The organism is Prevotella ihumii (assembly GCF_900155655.1).
Taxonomy (GTDB): domain Bacteria; phylum Bacteroidota; class Bacteroidia; order Bacteroidales; family Bacteroidaceae; genus Prevotella; species Prevotella ihumii.
Genome location: NZ_LT706987.1, coordinates 605,597 through 624,328, shown reverse-complemented (window position 1 = coordinate 624,328; position 18,732 = coordinate 605,597). Strand labels below are relative to the sequence as shown.

The window sequence follows — 18,732 nt, the reverse complement described above, 5'->3', positions numbered from 1 at the left end:
TATATTTAAAGAGTAAAGGGAGTTCAGGAGTTGGTAGAGTTAAGCCAATAGATTATTTTTGTAAGAACGATTGTTAAGTCAGACTTGTCCGAATCGTCCGACTTGTCCGACGAAGCTAAAAAGTTTTACAGACCTACTGAAAAGGGTTTGAAAACTGAACAAAAAGTGTTGAAAGAACAAATACAAGTCGCAAAGATATTTAGCGTTGGCAAATTGCAGTATTAGCTTAACTCTCTCTAACTCCTAAACTCCCTATCATTTATATCCCCCTATCCCTTATGGCAGAATCAAATTTTGTAGACTATGTAAAGATATATTGTCGCTCTGGAAAGGGCGGACGAGGTTCAATGCACCTACGCCACGTGAAGTATAATCCTAACGGAGGACCTGACGGAGGTGATGGTGGAAAAGGTGGAAGTATCATTTTAAGAGGCAACCACAACTATTGGACACTTCTCCACCTTCGTTTCCAACGCCACATCTATGCTGAACACGGAGGCAATGGTGGACGTGACAAGTGCCACGGCAAGGACGGCAAGGACATTTATATTGATGTTCCTTGTGGTACAGTGGTCTATGATGCCGAAACAGGTAAGTACATTTGCGATGTGGCTTACGATGGTCAAGAAGTGGTACTGCTAAAGGGTGGCCGTGGAGGATTGGGTAATTTCCAGTTCCGCACTGCAACCAATCAAGCTCCACGTTATGCCCAACCAGGTGAACCAATGCAGGAACAAACCGTTATCCTTGAGTTAAAACTTTTGGCTGATGTCGGTTTGGTAGGCTTTCCTAATGCAGGTAAGTCTACATTACTTTCAGCTTTATCGAGTGCAAAACCAAAGATTGCCAACTATCCTTTCACCACAATGGAGCCTTCGTTGGGTATTGTGAGCTATCACGACCATCAAAGTTTTGTGATGGCAGACATTCCAGGTATCATAGAAGGTGCAAGCGAAGGCAAAGGATTGGGTCTTCGTTTCCTCCGCCATATAGAGCGTAACTCGCTGTTGTTGTTTATGGTGCCTGGCGATACGGATGATATAAAGAAAGAGTATGAAGTGCTGTTGAACGAGTTGCGCCAGTTTAACCCCGAGATGTTGGACAAGCATCGTGTATTGGCAGTAACCAAGAGCGACCTCTTAGACGATGAACTTATAGAAATGCTCAAAGAAACCCTCCCTGACGACCTCCCTGTGGTATTTATTTCGGCAGTTGCAGGAATGGGATTGAACGAACTGAAAGATATTCTTTGGCGAGAACTCAACTCTGAAAGCAATAAGTTGCAGATTATCACAGCCGAAGACACCCTTGTGCATCGTGATAAGGATATGAGCCGATTTGAGGCTGAAATGCACGATGAGGGTGCTGATGTGGAAGACGTTGAATGGATTGACGAGGACGAAATAGAAGATATTGAGGAGCTCGACGACTTTGAGTACACAGATGATTAAGCCCGAATTACATTATTACGATATAGCAAAAGACGTGATTGCCTTTTCTTCCACTCGCCGTGGCGGTGTAAGCAAAGGCAATTACGAGGCTTTTAATATCAATCTTTATTGCGGTGATGAGCCTGCAAATATACAAGCCAACCGCAACGCTTTGGCTACTTATTTAGGTTTAGAGGTTAATCATCTCATCGTTCCTCACCAAGTACACGGCATCGAATCACGAATGATTGCAGCCGAATTTTTCAATCTTCCCGAAGACATACGCAATCGAATACTCGAAGGAGTTGATGCTGTGATGACCAACGAACCCAATGTTTGCATAGGAGTGTCCACTGCCGACTGTATTCCCGTCCTTATTTACGATGCCGAACATCACGCTGCAGCTGCCGTTCACGCAGGTTGGCGAGGCACATTGGGACATATCGTGATGAAAACCGTGAAGGAAATGGCAATCAACTTCCATTCCGACCCTACAAAACTTAAAGCTGTGATAGGTCCGGGTATATCTTTAGCCCATTTTGAAGTAGGACAGGAGGTTTACGAACAGTTTGCCAATGCCAACTTCGATATGGAACGTTTGGCAAAACTTTATCCTGTAAGCACACCTAAGGAAGGCGAACCACCGATGAAATGGCACATCGACCTAAAACTTTCCAATCGTATGGATTTGGAACAAATGGGTGTTGACTCTCAAAACATTATAGATGAAGGCATTTGCACCTATGCTTCGGCAACAGAATACTTCTCTGCCCGCCGTTTGGGTATCAACTCAGGACGCATCTATAATGGTATTATTTTAAAATAAGAACCATCTTTTTTCAACCTACAATTCAGCCGCAAAAAGTGCAAACCTCGGTTTAATCACTTTTTGCGGCTGAATTGTTTTTATACGTTTCCTTATCGCAAGGCGACTTATTGTAGTATTCCTTTCAATAAGAAGGTTGCGTTTTGATTGCGTGCCACACCCTTTGTTATCTTATAAGAATAGGTAACGTGTTCGCCCAACTGAATTTCAAAACAATAGTTGTGGAAGCGTGCAGGCGTTTCTTCCTCAAGTTTTGACAGTTCAAGGTCGTGCGTAGCAATCACACCCGTTACGTTTTTCTCTGCAATATACTTTAAGAAAAGGCGCGAACCATTCAGTTTGTCTAACGAGTTTGTACCCTTTAGAATTTCGTCAAGGATAATCAGACTTGGCACTTCAGGTTGCAGCGACCCTATAAGTTGTTTCAGTCGGAGCAATTCGGCATTAAAATAAGAAATGCCGTGCGTAAGGTCGTCTGTTGTACGCATATTGGTGAAGAGGCGGAAAAACGAAATTTCCATCTTGTCGGCAAACACAGGCAGTCCGTTCATTGCCAAAATATAGTTCACACCCAATGTGCGAAGAAACGTACTCTTACCAGCCATATTCGCTCCCGTAATGATATAGTATTCAAGGTTGCGAATATCAAAATCGTTCTTCACAGCCTTTTCGCCCAAGAAGGGGTGATAAAGATTGACAGCCGAATAACGTACATTCTTGCTATCGTCTACCACCTTTGCTGCCTTAGCCTTGTCTTCGTTCATCGTAAATGTAGCCATCGACACCAAAGCGTCCATTACGCTTGCGGCCTCGATCCATTTATGGGTGGTTTCGGTGTAAGTGCGTTGCCAACGAAGGAAGTGTCGCACAATGGTAATATCTATTAGCCCAAAACAATTGAAGAGTACGATACCTATTTCGTTGCTACGGTTGTCAATCTTCTGAAGGATACGTTCCAAACTGCCAAGCGAGTTTTTTGCGCCCTCCATCTGTGCTTTCAGTGCTGTGAGTTCAGCGGAACTAAACGCCTGTTGGTCAATCAACGTTGCTAAGTTTACATATCCACGCACTTGATTTTGAAGTTTTGAAATCACCTCATTGATAATCTTGATGTACTTATTGGCACAAAAGGTTGCCAAAAAGAAGTTGAACATTCCCCACCACAGCGGTAAAAGGGCAGGAACAAGTCCAAAAATAGAAAGAAAGATGCTAAGATAGAAGCCCACAAGGTTGGTGTAAGTCAGTAGTCGGAACACCTTGTTGGCAAAGAATGACGAAATCTTTATGGCGTGAATACCCTTGAAAGCGTCTTTTACCTTTTGGGTGTCAATGGGTTGCGACACACCTTGTGCCTTAAATTGCGATACAAACTCTATATCACGGCTCAATTCCTCTATGGCTTGGCTACGCTTTTGGATAGTTGCGAGTAGCTCCTGTCGAGGCGTTTCCTCCCAATTGCCAGCCAAACACGCTGACAGGTAGTCGCTTCCGCCTGTAGATATGGTGCGGTTGATGCGCTGAAATAGCGACCCATTGCCAAATATGTCAAGGTCGTAAGTGAATGCGTGTGTAGGGTTAAGATAACGTTCGCCAGCATCAAACACGGCATAATTGCCTTCTTGATAACTTATCTCTCGTTCGTAAACCTTGCGCAATGCTTCGTGATAAGCTATGTTGCGGTCGTTTTTAGCATCTAAGTTTCGGATGTAGAAATAGACGAGCAACACACACATTGCTACGCCCAATGCCCAGTAAGCATCGGCAATGAGGGTAAACAATACTATAAATCCTATGGCGAGAGCAAAAGATAAGATTTCGCCCAATATAAAACCACGACTTTTAGACTTTAGCTTCGCAGTTGTTTCTGCCAACTGTTCAGCCTTTGCATGATACGTTTTGTTTAGTTCGGTATTCATATTTGCAAAAGTAAGGATAATCTTTTTCAATACATTTTCTTTACATATTTTTTAGTCTATTCTTTCTATTATTAAGAAATAAAACAGGGTGTTTGGCTTCTCACGCTTATCTGTTCTTAGAAACAAGCACACACTATTTCAAGCTAAATATGTGTTGTTCAATTTCTCCAATATATCCTCTTGTTTTTCTAATATACGTGTGTAATATGTTAAAAGCATACCTCATATTTCTCGTATTTGGCTTCAAAACTATCTTTGTACGTAAATATGCGAAATATGAGTGTGCATTTGTAAATGCTTGATATATAGCATATAATAGATTTATTGAACGATCTGTGCAGAAAAACACATCGTCTAAAACACGAATATAGAACTATGAAATGCTAAAAACGGATAGATTTTGCGCTTTTCTTCACTTTTTAGCGAGCAAAACATCAATGCTTAGCCGCTCAAAGTTCAACTTTGGCGACCTCAAACATATATGTTTTACCTTGTCAAAGTTGAACTATGGCTTTTATAATCTTGACGTTTGAAAATAGAGAACATTATATCAGAATTTTAGAACATTCCTATTTCGCAATTTTAAGTGTTAAATTAAATCTGCTGTGGAGATAGTTTTGGATAAGAAAGAAGACGGAATTATAAAACGTTTTTATCTTATGTCCGTCTTCCCAATACACAGGACGATAAAAATCGATGGTGCGCACAAAGCGTTGCCAAACGGGAAGTCCGAAGATAGCTCTTAATGCCTCATTGCGAATGTTCCAAGGGGGCTGCATAGAGATCTCTGCTTGTACGCAGATTGATTTGGTAAACTCTATCATACTTGCGCGACGAAAGTCCCAATTCGTATGCCATCTTATCGGTAAGATAGCGTGCTTCTCGTCTTGCTTCTCGGTCTCCAATTGCGCTTGCTGATGTAAATACCATCATTACAGTCAGCATAAAAATGAATAATCTCTTCATAAGTGTTAAGTTTAAGTGAGTTTATATTTCGTATGTTGCAAAATGATAAAATATCATACAATTTCGGCAACGGAGATATCTAAAAATAGATCGGGAAATACCTTTTTCGGCTTAGGGAAATCCCAATAATATTAAGTTACTATGTTTGCAAAGGCTAACACACTAAGACAAGTCGGATGCCGCTCTTCGGAGGCTTCGCGCCTCCGGCCGCATGGCAAACCACCGCGGTGTTTTTCATAGTCTGCAAGGAAAAAGTTGGTACGATAATAATTGGATTGTATATTTGTAGTGCAAACGACAAATGACAAACAATTAGAACCGTACCGATATGCAAAGAAACAAAATTTCCTTCAAAGGACAAAAGATTTACATCGGAATTGATGTGCATGCAAAAACTTGGGAGATCTGTGTGCTGACCGAGTCGGGTTACAAAGAGAGGCACCCGCAGCAAGCCTCCGCAAAGACGCTCTTTGACTTTTTGAAGAAGCATTTCCCTGATGGCGAGTACCATGCCGTGTATGAGTCAGGCTTCAGTGGTTTTTCCACATACTACGCTCTCAAGGAGTACGGCATCAACTGTGTCGTGACCCATGCCGCGGATGTTCCGACCACCCAGTACGAGGAGGTGATGAAGACCGATAAGGTAGATGCAGCCAAACTTGCGCGCTCCTTGCGCGCCGGTGACATCCGTCCCATATACATCCGTGAGAAAGAGAATATCGATGACAGGTCAGTCATCCGCATAAGGAAGACCATACAGAAACAACTCTCTGGCTACAAGGCAAGGGTGAAACACCTGCTGCACTGCAATGGCGTGGAGATACCCGAGCGGTTCGCAAGACCGGGGACGCACTGGTCAAAGGCTTTCATCAAATGGCTCAAGGAGGATGTCGTGCTGCTTTCCTCCTCAAGATTGTCGTTGGACTTGCTCGTCAAGCAGGTGGAGACGATACGCCAGACACTCTTGGACGCGACAAAATCCATACGAAAGCTTGCGCAGACCGACAGGTACAGGAACAATTACGAGCTTCTGATATCGATACCCGGCATAGGTGTAAGTGTAGCCATGTGCATACTGACAGAAATCTACGATGTGAAGAGATTCCGTAACGAGAACCAGTTCGCCAGTTATCTCGGCCTGATACCGACCTGTCATAGCAGTGGAGAGAAAACCGCAAGCGGAGAGAAGACTTTCCGTGGCAACAAGCATCTCGGACCGATGATCATAGAGGCTGCATGGATAGCCATCTACAGAGATTACGGACTGGGAATGGCCTATGCCAGATACAAGCAGTCCATGAAACCGCAGGAGGCCATAGTCAAAATAGCCAGAAAGATGTCCAACATCATTTTCTCGGTACTCAAGAACAGTAGGAAATATGAGCCATACAGATGGGATAAAGAATAACATACAGACTTTCGGACAACTTCATAAAACGACTCCTTTTCATAATTGATGGACCTTCGGGTGTCATCTCCGATAAGATTGTTGCGTTTTACCTATATTCTGAAGAAGTAAATTGTTGGGCGGATACGTCCGTGTCAACTCATAGAAGTTTGTCTGATAGGTCTGTTGTTCGTAGCCTTTCCATACCCGGTGTTCCCATGCCGGGCTGGTGGCTGTTGCTTCTTCTAAAGTCATCGTACTAATAAACTTCACGCTAAGTGATTGATAATGAACAGTTAATAAATTACAAATATTTTCCAATTATTTGGAAAGCAACATAGAAGATATGAAGACGCAAAAGCGGTGTTTGAAGCAATAAAAAAAAGTTTTTTTGAAAAAAAATGATGTAGCGATGTCACAAAATAACGTTTCGTTCGTTTACCTATTGAACAGCGATGGAAATAGAAGAGTTTAACAAACAAGTGGTGAGCTTGCAGGGGCAGTTGCTCAGACAAGCAAGAACATTAGAAGGTGGAGACGCAGAGGCCGAAGATTTCGTGCAAGAAACGTTTCTCCGACTATGGGCTATACACGAGCGATTGGACAATCACCCCAATATAGAAGCCTTGGCAACGAAAACCCTGAAAGGAATAGCGATAGACCATTGGCGACATCGAAAGTTGGAATGTGCTGAAGCCGACTATCATAAAGAGATGATTGTAGAGGCTGAAAGCATAGAGGCAAAAAACGATATGGAGCTGATAAAACTTATTGTAAACCACTTGCCACCGCTACAACAACAGATATTCCGACTGAAAGACATATCGGGGTACGAGAATGAAGAGATAATACAAATATGTGGTTGCACGGCTGAAGCTCTCCGACAAAATCTTTCGCGAGCACGAAGACGTATTCAACGAGAGTTTGTAAAACTAACAATGGAAAGGAATAAGAAATGAAAAAAGAAGATGTACAACAATTGATAGACAAATATATGGACGGCGCTACAACAGTGGCGGAAGAACAGTTGTTGCGTGATTTCTTTTCACAACGCAGTCTTATTTTGCCTAAAGAATGGCAACCTTTGCAAGCCTTGTTTGCGTGGGAACAACATCAACGTGGAGAAAAGACGAAACAAAGGCAAGATAAGATGGGAAAATCTGCACGCAAAGTTCCGCTATGGGTTACAAGGGCATTGTCTACGGCTGCAATTGTTGCAATTCTGGTAGTGCTTGGGCAACATTTTTTCTTTGCCAACAAGAATTATGCAATGGTGAATGGTGTACGAACTACTAACAAAGAAGTGGTGCAGTATGAGGCGGAAGCGGCTTTGGAGATGGTTTCGACAGATGGCAGCGAAGACTTTAGCGCACTTTTAATGATGGGAGATAATGAAAATGAAAAATAAAATGATGAGAATTATTTGCATTTCGTGGCTCTTGGCAGGCTTCTTGTCGGTATCGGCACAAAACGACTTGCAAGTGGGAGCAGCTTTTGAGCGGTTTGAACGAGAGAAAGGCTGTAAAATGGTGGTGCTGAACAACACTGTTTTGAGAGGCTACAAATTACAGGTTTACAAAGCGTTAACTTATAAATATATAGGTAATCGCATAAAACCTTATTTGCAAGCTGACCGCAAAAAGGCAAAGAAAATTCGTGAAATAGTAGAAAATGGGAAGGTATCAAGCGGATATTATATGCTGCCTCCACTTTCTACGGGTATCAATCGATACATTCTGTTTACGGATGGAGGGTACGGGCGAGGCGCATTGATATATATAGAAGGTGCGCTCGGTCCTGACGATGTATTAAAACTCTGTTATTCAAAACGTTAACACATTTAAAAAGAAATATAAAACTAAAGAATATGAAAACTCTATTATTAGCTTTGGCATTTATGGCAGTTGTTCCAGCAATGGCTGTTGAGGAGAACGACACAACCATTCAGTATCGTAACAAGCAGATTGTGGTGAAGACCGATAGCGTGGAAACTAAGATTGTGCTGTTGGATAAGGATGGAAATGAATATGTAAAGAGTAAAGAAACAACCTTTGTAGACGGGCAAGAGGTGGAACGTGTTTTTATTTCTTCTCCCTTTGTGCCCGTAAGAGCAAAGCGTGGACGTACGTTCTATGCTAATTTGCCTGATTTCTATATTGGAACTAATCTTCTCAATGGTGGAACGGAGGCGCATAGTCGCGATTCACGTTCTTTAGAGTGGGGAATGACATTCTTTGATATGGGTTTAGCATTCGACAAGAGTAATAACTTTGGGTTGGTTACAGCCTTTCAAATAGGATTTGTGCACAATCATTTCGATACTAAATATGTACTTGATAATGTAAACGATGCGGCAACATTGGTAGAGAACAAAGAAATGGGGGTGCGTACAAGTTTTATGAAGTACACTTACTTTAAGGTGCCTGTAATGTTGGAATGGAAAAAGAAGTTTGGACACAAAACAGCCTTTATAGCTGCAGGTCTTTCTGCCGAGCTGCGCAGTGGCTTTAGAAGTAAGTATCGCATTGGCAAAACGCGTCACACGGTAAGCCGAAACCTGAATGTGAATCCTTTGGGTGTAAATCTCGAGGCGTATATAGGCTTCTCAAGATTCAATATCTATGCACATTACGCCCTCACTTCTTTCTTTAGAAAAGGTATCAATTGCCACCCTCTTGGTATAGGTGTTGGTATTAAACTTTAACCCCAATCGGTCATTAGCCCGCAAAGGCTTTTTAAAGCGTTTAGCTGTTATGCTTTTCTTCGTCTTTGCACCTTATTTTGGCTCTTTTCGTTTGTTTTTTCAGTTGTTTAGCTCGCTAAACGTCTTCAAAAACAAACGAAAATAGCTCAAGGCTGGTTCTATAAATTAGCTTTGTTAGATTTTGAGCTTATTTTTGAGGTCAAAATGCAAGAGCGTGAAGGAGTGTAGCGAGCTACACGACTGAATAAACTTACATTTTGAACCAAAAACGGAGCAAGCCGAATGCAATCAAACTTATTTGAATTGTTGAGGCGCAGCCTGTTTTATATAAAAAGAAGCCAAAAGATAACAAAACGTATTTCATAAAAAAATTAATGACTATATGCGGTGGTAATTTATAGAACTATCCTCAAAATAAGCTCGCAAATCTCGAAGAAGTCTAACGACCGATTTGAGTTTAAGAAGACACTTTTCGCTGCCCCATAAAAACTCTCTTATATACAAAAACTCCCAACTTCACGCAGTTATGAAGTTGGGAGTTTGCTTTTTAATAAGTTGTCATATAAGTAACAAAAAAGGAGCTACAACATTGTTGCAACTCCTTTTTCTTTGTAGCGGGACGGGGCTACGATCCCCGGACCTCCGGATTATGAATCCGACGCTCTAACCAACTGAGCTATCCCGCCATCATTTTCAGCTTTCGTTCTCAAAAGCGAGTGCAAAGGTATAGACTTTTTTTTAATCCAACAAATTTATTTCGAAAATTATTTAGGAAAATCGAAAAAATGGACTATATTTGCAAATGAACCTATAAAAATCGCAATGATGAAACAAAAAATAGAGTTAGAATATGAATTAAAGTCGAAATCGGCAAAGCTGATTTGGCAACTTATAGGGACGGATAGCGGATGGAAAAAATGGTTGGCTAACGATGTGAAGACGATTGAGAACGAAATTGTCTTTACTTGGGGCAACCCAATGAAGGAGCATCAGTCGCATACAGCTACAATTTTAGAACATCGGGTGAATGGTCTTATTCGTTTCCATTGGAATGATGATGAAGAGGAAACGTATTGGGAAATGAAGTTGGTGAAGAACGAATTGGACGATTACTATCACTTAAAAGTGACCGACTTTGCTGAAAAAGACGAAGTAGGCGACTTGATAGAGATATGGAACGAGAATATGGAGCGGTTTAGAACAATCTCTGGAATTTAGTTTGTAGTGAAATGCCACGATAATAAAAATATATAAAAGCGTGGTTTCTCAGATTATTTTGTGTAATTTTGCAAATGATTTGTGCAATAGTACATTCGCTATCGAACTATGTTTCGTATCAAAAAGTTAGACATATTCATCGCAAAGCAGTTTGGTATGCTTTTCACAGGTGCGTTTTTCATCAGTATATTTGTATTGATGATGCAAATGGTGTGGAAGTATGCTGAAAAATTGGTGGGCAAAGGATTGTCGGTAGATGTGCTTGCAGAGTTTTTTTGGCACATGGCTTTGATGGCTGTTCCACAAGCTTTGCCTATTGCTATATTGCTTTCATCGCTTATCACGTTTGGTAATTTGGGCGAAAGCTCTGAATTTACAGCTATAAAGTCGGCAGGTGTTCCGCTTATAAAAGCATTTCGTGGACTTATTGTTATTGTGTCGTTGATAGCAGTAGGCTCGTTTTATATTCAGAATAATATTAGTCCTGATGCGCATAGAAAGCTCACACAATTGCTTATCTCTATGCAACAGAAAAGTCCAGAATTAGAAATCCCCGAAGGAGTGTTTTACGATGGTATTCCGCAGACCAATCTTTATGTAGAGAAGAAAAACTTAGAGACGGGACACCTTTATAATATAATGATATACCGAATGACAGATAGCTATGAAGACCAAGCTATTATTCTTGCCGATTCGGGTATGTTGCAATCTACAGCAGAGAAGAAGCATTTGGTACTGAACCTATGGAACGGAGAATGGTTTGAGAATATGCGGTCGCAAGAGTTGGGCAATAGTGCCAATGTGCCTTATCGCCGTGAAACCTTTGCGCACAAGAAGATACTAATCGACTTTGATGCTGACTTTAACCTTTCAGATGCTTCAGGCTTGTCGAGCGATGCCCGTACAAAGGGAATAAGCAAAATTCGTCAGGATAGAGACTCGCTTATCACTGTTTACGATAGTGTGGGCAAGGCTTATTTTGCTGATGCAAAGACAATGTACTACGCACCTGTCAAACTAAAAAAGCAAGACCGAAAGTTGGTAAGGCAAATATTGTCTACCAAACCGATGAACGTTGATTCGCTTTACGAAAAGATGTCGCCTGAAGAACGTCGCCGCACTATTGATAACGCATTGAGTGTGAGTCAGCAAGCCGTATCAGACCTCGACTTTAAGGCCATGGTGACCTCTGATGCTGATAAGGTAATACGGCAACACACGATAGAAGAAATCAATAAATACACATTGGCTCTAACGTGCTTGATATTCTTCTTTATTGGTGCGCCCTTGGGTGCTATTATTAAGAAAGGTGGATTGGGCTTGCCAATTATTATAAGCGTATTAGTGTACATCATTTATTACACGTTGGACAATACAGGTTATCGTATGGCGCGCCAAGGCACGTGGGCAATATGGTTTGGTAAAGGTATGTCGCCTACTATTCTTATTCCGACAGCAATATTTATTACCTATAAAGCCAACAACGACTCGGCTGTATTTAATATGGATTTGTATCGCAACTTGCTAATGCGTATGTTGGGCTTGCGTGTGAAACGAAGTATAAGCTCGAAAGAGGTAATTATAAATACACCTCACTATATAGAAGACGCTGAAACGCTTAGCAAACTGAATAAAGAAATAGTAGCATACGCAGAGAAGGTACACTTGAAATCGCCTCCGAATGTGATACGAACCTTCTTTAAATATCAGCCCGATCACGAGATAGAACGCATTAGCGAAGAAATGGAAACGGTGATAGAAGATTTGGGTAATACACGAAATAGACTCATTATATCCGAGTTGAACAAATATCCATTCCTTGTAACAAAGGCGCACACACGCCCATTTGACCATAAATGGATGAATATCCTTGCGGCTATCTTTGTCCCCGTTGGCTTGTTCTGCTATATCAGAATGTGGCGATTTAGGTTGAGGCTGTATGGAGACCTTAAAACCATCAAGACGGTGAATGAAAATATTATATCTGAAATAAATAAAATAACTGCCCCAAAGGGATAGTGAAAAGAGATAAAATGTAATAATAGATAAAGCAGACTTCCAAACACAAAAGCTGCTTTAAAATGAGAATAAAATTTTATGGAAAACTTTGAACTCAGTAGCATAGAAGATGCACTAAAAGACTTTAAGGAAGGTAAGTTTGTTATTGTGGTGGACGATGAGGACCGCGAGAACGAAGGCGATCTTATTATGGCTGCTGAAATGATTACCCCAGAGAAAGTAAACTTTATGTTGAAGAATGCACGTGGTGTTCTTTGCGTACCGATAACAATTTCACGAGCAGAAGAATTAGAACTCCCACATCAGGTTTCTGATAATACTTCAATGCTTAGTACACCTTTCACGGTAACGGTTGATAAATTAGAAGGTTGTACTACCGGCGTATCTACACACGACCGTGCAGAAACCATTAAAGCATTGGCAGACCCAAATTCAAAGCCTGAAACCTTTGGGCGTCCAGGACACATCAATCCGCTGTATGCACAAGAAAATGGTGTGCTTCGCCGTTCGGGTCATACAGAAGCAGCTATTGACCTTTGTCGTTTAGCAGGTTGCTATCCAGCAGGTGTATTAATGGAGATAATGAATGAGGACGGTTCAATGTCGCGTATGCCCGATCTTATCGTGAAAGCGAAAGAATGGGGAATGAAAATTATCACTATTAAAGACATTATTGCCTATCGTCTTGCCAAAGAGTCTATAATAGAAATAGGTAACGAGATAAATCTCCCAACAGTATATGGTGATTTTCGTATGATACCTTTCCGACAGAAAAATAACGGAGTAGAACACATGGCTCTCATAAAAGGTGAATGGAAAGAAGATGAGCCAATATTGGTACGTGTACATTCATCTTGCGCTACTGGAGATATACTTGGTAGTCAACGCTGTGATTGTGGTGAACAGTTGCATAAAGCAATACAGATGATAGAAAAAGAAGGGAAAGGTGTATTAATTTATATGCAGCAAGAAGGTCGTGGTATTGGACTGATGAATAAAATAGCAGCTTATAAGTTACAAGATGAGCAAGGATTGGATACTGTAGACGCTAATGTTCACTTAGGTTTTAAGCCTGATGAACGCGACTATGGGTGTGGAGCACAGATGCTTCGCCATCTTGGCGTGCATAAGATGCGCTTGTTGACCAATAATCCTACAAAGCGTGTAGGATTGGAAGCGTATGGCTTGGAAATTACTGAAAACGTTGCAATTGAGGTTAGTCCAAACCAATATGATTATCGCTATCTTAAAACAAAGAAGGAACGAATGGGGCACAATCTGCATCTGTAAGCAATAGGGCTAAATGATGTAAAATACTTCAAAATTTAATAAAATGGCATTATTTCTTTCTCTTAGAATGAAATAATGCCATTCTTTTTGCGTTATATTGTAAAAAAAGTAGTATCTTTGTATATCAAATCATAGATATGGCTTTATAGAACCAGCCTTAAAAAACATTTGCTTGCAGAGATGAATAGGCATTGATATAAAATGTCTTATTTCATAAAATAGCATTAGAAAAATAGAACAATCAAGTTTAGAGATTAAATTCTAATAATCAAACTTGCAACTATTTGGTGATAGATACTTGTATGTGAGCTTCTCAAAGTTTAACTTTGGCTATGTCAAACATATATGTTTCATATTCTTTAGATAGATGTTTTAAGCAATATAGACTGATTAAGGAAAAATAGAACAACTTAGTAAAGTTGACTTCGGTTTCTCTTTTGTCTGCTCTTAATATTAAAAAAAGCTATATATAATATAACTTGTAAACAAATATAAACATTCAATTAGCAAACGATTAAGTTCATAAACGAAAATAAAAAGATAATTGTTGAAAGGTAAACTTTTTATACAAGATTGCCTTAAAACGCAAAAAATAAAGGAGAAAAAGAGAGATAAAGCAATAGAAAAATTAACTGTTAAAAGATATTAATCATAGATTTAATTCTTCATTAATTGTTATCTTTGCCAAGAATGTGGAGAAAAGGAAGCCTTAAAAGGTTAGCCTAAATATCCAAACTCTTAAAAATCAATAAGATATTAATAATTCAATTCATTTATAACTAAAAATTAAAATTTTATCAAAATTATGGCAACTACACAACAAAAAGCAGCCCCACAGAAAAAATCAGAGGGCTTCACAGGAGTTAGAGGTGCATTTTGGGTAATCGCAGTATGCGCAGTTGTAGCATTTACACTGTTCTTTACTTGGTTCGCAAACGATATGCACTTCCAAGATCCAGGTACAAACGAACATCCAGCAGACGTTTGGGGTACTATCTACAAAGGTGGTATCGTTGTGCCTGTTATCCACACTTTGTTGCTCACAGTGCTCGCTATGTCTATCGAGCGTTGGTTGGCTTTGAAGACTGCTTTCGGCAAGGGTGCTCTTCCTAAGTTCGTTACAAACATCAAGAAAGCTTTGAACGCTAACGATTTGGCTAAGGCTAATCAGCTTTGCGACCAACAGAAAGGTTCTGTAGCTAACGTTGTTAAGGCCTCTTTGAACGCTTATAAGGACATGGAAACAGGCGCTAATGCAAACTTGAAAAAGGGTCAGAAGGTAGCTAAGATTCAGCAGGCTCACGAAGAAGCAACTCAGCTTGAGATGCCAACTCTTACAATGAACCTCCCAATCATCGCTACACTCGTTACACTCGGTACACTTACAGGTCTTCTCGGTACTGTAACTGGTATGATCAAGTCGTTCTCAGCTTTGGCTTCAGGTGGTGGTGCTGACTCAGCTGCACTTTCTGCAGGTATCTCTGAGGCGTTGATCAATACTGCATTCGGTATCGCAACTTCTTGGTGTGCAGTAGTTTCTTACAACTACTTCTCAAACAAGGTTGATAAGTTGACATACGCTCTCGACGAAGTTGGTTATTCTATCGCTCAGACATACGAAGTAAACCACACAGACGAAGCTTAATTTTTGCTAACCCTTTAAAATTTTATCGCTATGGGTAAAGTAAAAATTGAGAAAAAAGACACTTGGATCGATATGACGCCGATGTCGGACGTTATGACCTTGCTGCTTACTTTCTTTATGCTCACTTCTACATTCGTGAAGAATGAGCCTGTGAAAGTAAACACCCCAGGTTCGGTTTCCGATATGAAAGTGCCTGAAAATGGTGTCTTGACAGTACTCATTAGCCCTGAAAAAGGTGCTAATGGACAACCAACTGGCAATGGCCAGGTATTTATGAGCTACGACAACACGAATGAATTGGCTCAGATCGTGGATATGGTAACATCATTGTCACCAGAGCAAAAGAAAACATTCTTAGCTGAATCTACATTTGGAGCACCTCTTGAAGAGCTTGCAGGTTATCTTGCAAAGCCAGCAAAGGTTCGTAGTGAGCAACTCCCAAAGATGGGAATACCTCTCGATAGTATCCAGGGACAGGAGATGACAGAATTTCAGCAATGGGTTAATGCAGCCCGTCAGGTAAATCCTAAAGTTAGAATTGCCTTGAAGTCTGATGCTAAAACTCCTTATGGAACAGTTAAGAAAGTGATGAGTGAACTCCAAGATATGGACGAAAGCCATTACTATATGATCACACAGTTGGACGCTAAAAAGGGTGCAGAAGCTGCATCTGCTAAGGAGGAATAAACTATGGATATGATGGATACAGGAAAAGGAGGCGGCAAGCAGAAGAAAATGACCGTACGCGTAGACTTTACGCCTATGGTGGATATGCTTATGTTGCTGATTACTTTCTTTATGCTTTGTACATCACTTAGCAAGCCTTCAACTATGGAGTTGACCATGCCAAGTAATGACAAAAACCAACCTGATGCAAAGAAAAATGAGGCTAAAGAGTCTCACTCTATTACAATCTTCATCGGCGAGGATGATAAGATGTTTTATGGAGAAGGAAAACCTGAATTGGATAACCCTAATTGGTTGAAACCAGCCGATTGGAGTGCAGGCAAAACAGGTATTCGCTACGTTCTTCAACACAAGGAAGTAGACAATGGTGCAAGTGTTCCTTTCAACGATATGCGCATTGCCGTACAAGAGTTGAACAAGAAGAAGAATGCTAACCCTAAGTCTTATCCAGACAGCATCTATCAAGCTGAGCTTACTCAAATTAAGTTGGGTAACGTCAGTGGAAGGAAGATACCAACGCTAACGGTAATCATCAAACCAACTGACAAAGCAGCTTATAGCCATCTTGTAGATATTCTCGATGAAATGCAGATTTCATACATTGCAACTTATGTCATTGATAAGCTTAGCCCAGAAGAAAAAGCATTGCTTTTGAAGAAGGGTATTAATGCTTAAATTCATTGATGTATTAACAATTAAAGAAAAAGAACATGTCAAAAATAGATCTATACGATCCTAAATGGGTCGATATGGTATTCGCTGATAAAAATAAGGAATACGGAGCATACCAACTTCGTAAGTCTGTTTCACAGCGTAATATCAAAGCATTAGCTATTCTGCTTGTTGCTGCATTCCTCGGTGGTGGATATTTGGCTTACCAAATTAAAAAGCACAACGATGACCTCGCAGCTCAAGAAGCGTATGCAGCTAAAATGGAGTTGATGGCTCTTGAACAAGCTAAGAAGGAACAACAGAAGCGCAAAGAGCAGCAGAAGAAGGACGAACCTAAGAAGATTGAACCTGAAAAGGTTGTTCCTGAAACTCGTGCTACTGTGAAATTTACAGCTCCTGTCATCAAAGATGATAAAGATGTAAAAGAAGAAATGCCTCCTATGATTAAGATGAACAAGGAAACAAAGGCTGTAGGTACTGAAACAAAGGAAGGTGTTGAAGACCGTGCCGTTGTTGCAGACAGAAGTACAGTTGCTACTCCAGAGCAGATTGTTCCAAAGATTGAGAAGCCTGTAGCAGAAGCACCAAAGGTAGAAGCACCAGCAGAAGATATTGAAAAGAAAATCTTTACTTCAGCTGAGCAGATGCCTGCTTTCAAGGGTAATGTTAACCAGTGGTTGTCATCACACTTGCAGTATCCTGCTGTTGCTCAGGAAAATGGCATTCAGGGACGCGTTATTGTTAAGTTCGTTGTAGGACGTGACGGTAGCGTAAGTCAAGCACAGATTGCACGTGGCGTAGACCCATCTCTCGACCGAGAAGCTCTCCGTGTTGTAAATAGTATGCCAAAATGGACCCCAGGTATGAACAACGGACAGCCTGCAAACGTTTGGTTTACACTCCCTGTTACATTTAAGCTCAACTAATTTTTAGCAATAAAAAAGCAGATTATATGAAAAGATCCACGTTCTACATTTTTGTAGGATTGATACTATCACTTAGCCTTTTCTCTTCTTGTGGAGAGAAAAAGGCAAAGGATGGTAGAACAGATACACCAACGTCAGGGACGATTAAGTTCGCCTCTGACGAAAGTTTTAGTCCTTTTATTGAGGAAGAATTGCAAGTTTATCAATATCGTTATCCTCAAACTCATCTCTTACCTATTTATACTGACGATAACACAGGTATGAAGATGTTGCTTGACCTCAAAGTCAATCTTTTCTTTACCTCGCACGGACTTACCAAGGGTGAAGATGCAATATTACAAGGTAAAGGACCTATTCCGTCAGTATTCCCTGTGGGTTATGATGGTATAGCTTTTATCATAAACAAACAAAATACAGACTCTTGCATCACTGTAAGCGATGTAAAACGACTTCTTAAAGGCGAAGTTAAAAATTGGAATCAACTCTATCCTCAGTCTACTAAGGGGGCAATAGAAGTTGTTTTCGACAACAAAGCATCAGCGACACTTCATTTTGTTGTTGATTCTATTTTGGAAGGAAAGAATATTAAGAGCGAAAACGTAGTTGCAGCTAAAAATAGTAAGGCTGTAATAGAGTACGTTAAGAAAACTCCTAACGCAATAGGTGTGATAGGTTCAAATTGGTTGAATGATCGAAGAGACTCTACAAACACCACATTTAGAAACGATATACGTGTAATGGCTATATCAAAAACAAGTAAGGCTGAAGATTATAACAGCTGGCAACCTTATCAAGCATACTTCCTTGATGGGCGCTATCCATTTGTTAGAACGATTTATGCTGTCGTAGCCGACCCACACAAAGCGTTACCTTGGGCTTTTGCTAATTTTATAGCTGGTCCTATTGGACAAAAGATTATACTTAAAACTGGATTGCTACCTTATCGTGGCGAGATAAATATTCGAGAAGTTAAAGTAAAGACAGATTAAAATCTTTGAAATATGTGTCTTGTAGAGTACAACTTTTTAAACAAAGAGTATTATCAT

The 18,732-nt window shown here is 40.5% G+C and carries 17 protein-coding genes and 1 tRNA gene; 15 read left to right on the top strand and 3 right to left on the bottom strand.

Annotation, left to right across the window (positions count from 1 at the left end; genetic code table 11):
* Positions 1 to 278 precede the first annotated feature (278 nt).
* Both obgE and pgeF read left to right on the top strand, forming a co-directional pair.
* The gene (obgE, locus tag CZ367_RS02875; RefSeq protein WP_077195563.1) at positions 279 to 1,451 is read left to right on the top strand and encodes a GTPase ObgE; all 1,173 of its coding nucleotides are present in this window, start codon (positions 279 to 281) and stop codon (positions 1,449 to 1,451) included.
* Entirely contained in the window at positions 1,444 to 2,256 is an 813-nt protein-coding gene (gene pgeF / locus CZ367_RS02870) for a peptidoglycan editing factor PgeF (RefSeq protein WP_077195562.1), read from the top strand. Before obgE ends, pgeF begins: the two co-directional genes overlap by 8 nt.
* 107 nt (positions 2,257 to 2,363) lie before the next feature.
* Here the strand turns inward: pgeF and CZ367_RS02865 are convergent, their stop codons facing one another.
* Both CZ367_RS02865 and CZ367_RS02860 read right to left on the bottom strand, forming a co-directional pair.
* Positions 2,364 to 4,172, bottom strand: coding sequence for a MutS-related protein (locus CZ367_RS02865; protein WP_077195561.1), 1,809 nt, complete (start codon positions 4,170 to 4,172; stop codon positions 2,364 to 2,366).
* A 750-nt stretch (positions 4,173 to 4,922) separates the two neighbouring features.
* On the bottom strand, positions 4,923 to 5,138 hold the full coding sequence (locus CZ367_RS02860; RefSeq protein WP_144005931.1) for a hypothetical protein: 216 nt from the start codon (positions 5,136 to 5,138) through the stop codon (positions 4,923 to 4,925).
* A gap of 328 nt (positions 5,139 to 5,466) precedes the next feature.
* Here CZ367_RS02860 and CZ367_RS02855 point away from each other — a divergent pair, with 328 nt between their 5' ends.
* The 5 genes from CZ367_RS02855 to CZ367_RS02835 all read left to right on the top strand — a co-directional run bounded on the left by CZ367_RS02855 (position 5,467) and on the right by CZ367_RS02835 (position 9,229).
* Complete coding sequence (locus CZ367_RS02855; RefSeq protein ID WP_077195559.1) at positions 5,467 to 6,546, top strand: IS110 family RNA-guided transposase; 1,080 nt, start codon at positions 5,467 to 5,469, stop codon at positions 6,544 to 6,546.
* A 434-nt stretch (positions 6,547 to 6,980) separates the two neighbouring features.
* Positions 6,981 to 7,484: an RNA polymerase sigma factor gene (locus tag CZ367_RS02850; RefSeq protein WP_077195558.1), complete on the top strand. Its 504-nt coding sequence runs from the start codon at positions 6,981 to 6,983 to the stop codon at positions 7,482 to 7,484.
* Positions 7,481 to 7,933, top strand: a complete 453-nt coding sequence (locus tag CZ367_RS02845; RefSeq protein WP_077195557.1) for a hypothetical protein — start codon at positions 7,481 to 7,483, stop codon at positions 7,931 to 7,933. Before CZ367_RS02850 ends, CZ367_RS02845 begins: the two co-directional genes overlap by 4 nt.
* A gap of 1 nt (position 7,934) precedes the next feature.
* Positions 7,935 to 8,360, top strand: coding sequence for a DUF6108 family protein (locus CZ367_RS02840; RefSeq protein WP_237581497.1), 426 nt, complete (start codon positions 7,935 to 7,937; stop codon positions 8,358 to 8,360).
* A 32-nt stretch (positions 8,361 to 8,392) separates the two neighbouring features.
* Positions 8,393 to 9,229 (top strand): hypothetical protein, encoded by an 837-nt coding sequence (locus tag CZ367_RS02835; RefSeq protein WP_077195556.1) that lies wholly within the window; start codon positions 8,393 to 8,395, stop codon positions 9,227 to 9,229.
* Positions 9,230 to 9,841: 612 nt separating this feature from the next.
* Here CZ367_RS02835 and CZ367_RS02830 read toward each other — a convergent pair.
* Positions 9,842 to 9,915 (bottom strand) — tRNA-Met (locus CZ367_RS02830).
* A 136-nt stretch (positions 9,916 to 10,051) separates the two neighbouring features.
* Here CZ367_RS02830 and CZ367_RS02825 point away from each other — a divergent pair.
* The 8 genes from CZ367_RS02825 (at position 10,052) to CZ367_RS02790 (ending at position 18,675) form a co-directional block, all read left to right on the top strand.
* Positions 10,052 to 10,447, top strand: coding sequence for an START-like domain-containing protein (locus CZ367_RS02825; RefSeq protein WP_077195555.1), 396 nt, complete (start codon positions 10,052 to 10,054; stop codon positions 10,445 to 10,447).
* Positions 10,448 to 10,555: 108 nt separating this feature from the next.
* Complete coding sequence (locus CZ367_RS02820) at positions 10,556 to 12,466, top strand: LptF/LptG family permease (protein WP_077195554.1); 1,911 nt, start codon at positions 10,556 to 10,558, stop codon at positions 12,464 to 12,466.
* Positions 12,467 to 12,544: 78 nt separating this feature from the next.
* Positions 12,545 to 13,756: a bifunctional 3,4-dihydroxy-2-butanone-4-phosphate synthase/GTP cyclohydrolase II gene (locus CZ367_RS02815; RefSeq protein WP_077195553.1), complete on the top strand. Its 1,212-nt coding sequence runs from the start codon at positions 12,545 to 12,547 to the stop codon at positions 13,754 to 13,756.
* Between the two features lie 805 nt (positions 13,757 to 14,561).
* Positions 14,562 to 15,401, top strand: a complete 840-nt coding sequence (locus CZ367_RS02810; protein WP_077195552.1) for a MotA/TolQ/ExbB proton channel family protein — start codon at positions 14,562 to 14,564, stop codon at positions 15,399 to 15,401.
* A 30-nt stretch (positions 15,402 to 15,431) separates the two neighbouring features.
* A complete protein-coding gene (locus CZ367_RS02805) occupies positions 15,432 to 16,088 on the top strand; it encodes an ExbD/TolR family protein (protein WP_077195551.1) in 657 nt (218 codons plus the stop codon).
* A 3-nt stretch (positions 16,089 to 16,091) separates the two neighbouring features.
* Positions 16,092 to 16,763, top strand: coding sequence for an ExbD/TolR family protein (locus tag CZ367_RS02800; protein WP_144005930.1), 672 nt, complete (start codon positions 16,092 to 16,094; stop codon positions 16,761 to 16,763).
* Between the two features lie 35 nt (positions 16,764 to 16,798).
* Positions 16,799 to 17,686 carry an energy transducer TonB gene (locus CZ367_RS02795; RefSeq protein ID WP_077195550.1) on the top strand — a complete coding sequence of 296 codons (888 nt, stop codon included), beginning with the start codon at positions 16,799 to 16,801 and terminating at the stop codon, positions 17,684 to 17,686.
* Between the two features lie 26 nt (positions 17,687 to 17,712).
* The gene (locus tag CZ367_RS02790) at positions 17,713 to 18,675 is read left to right on the top strand and encodes a PstS family phosphate ABC transporter substrate-binding protein (protein ID WP_077195549.1); all 963 of its coding nucleotides are present in this window, start codon (positions 17,713 to 17,715) and stop codon (positions 18,673 to 18,675) included.
* The last annotated feature ends 57 nt before the right edge of the window (positions 18,676 to 18,732 follow it).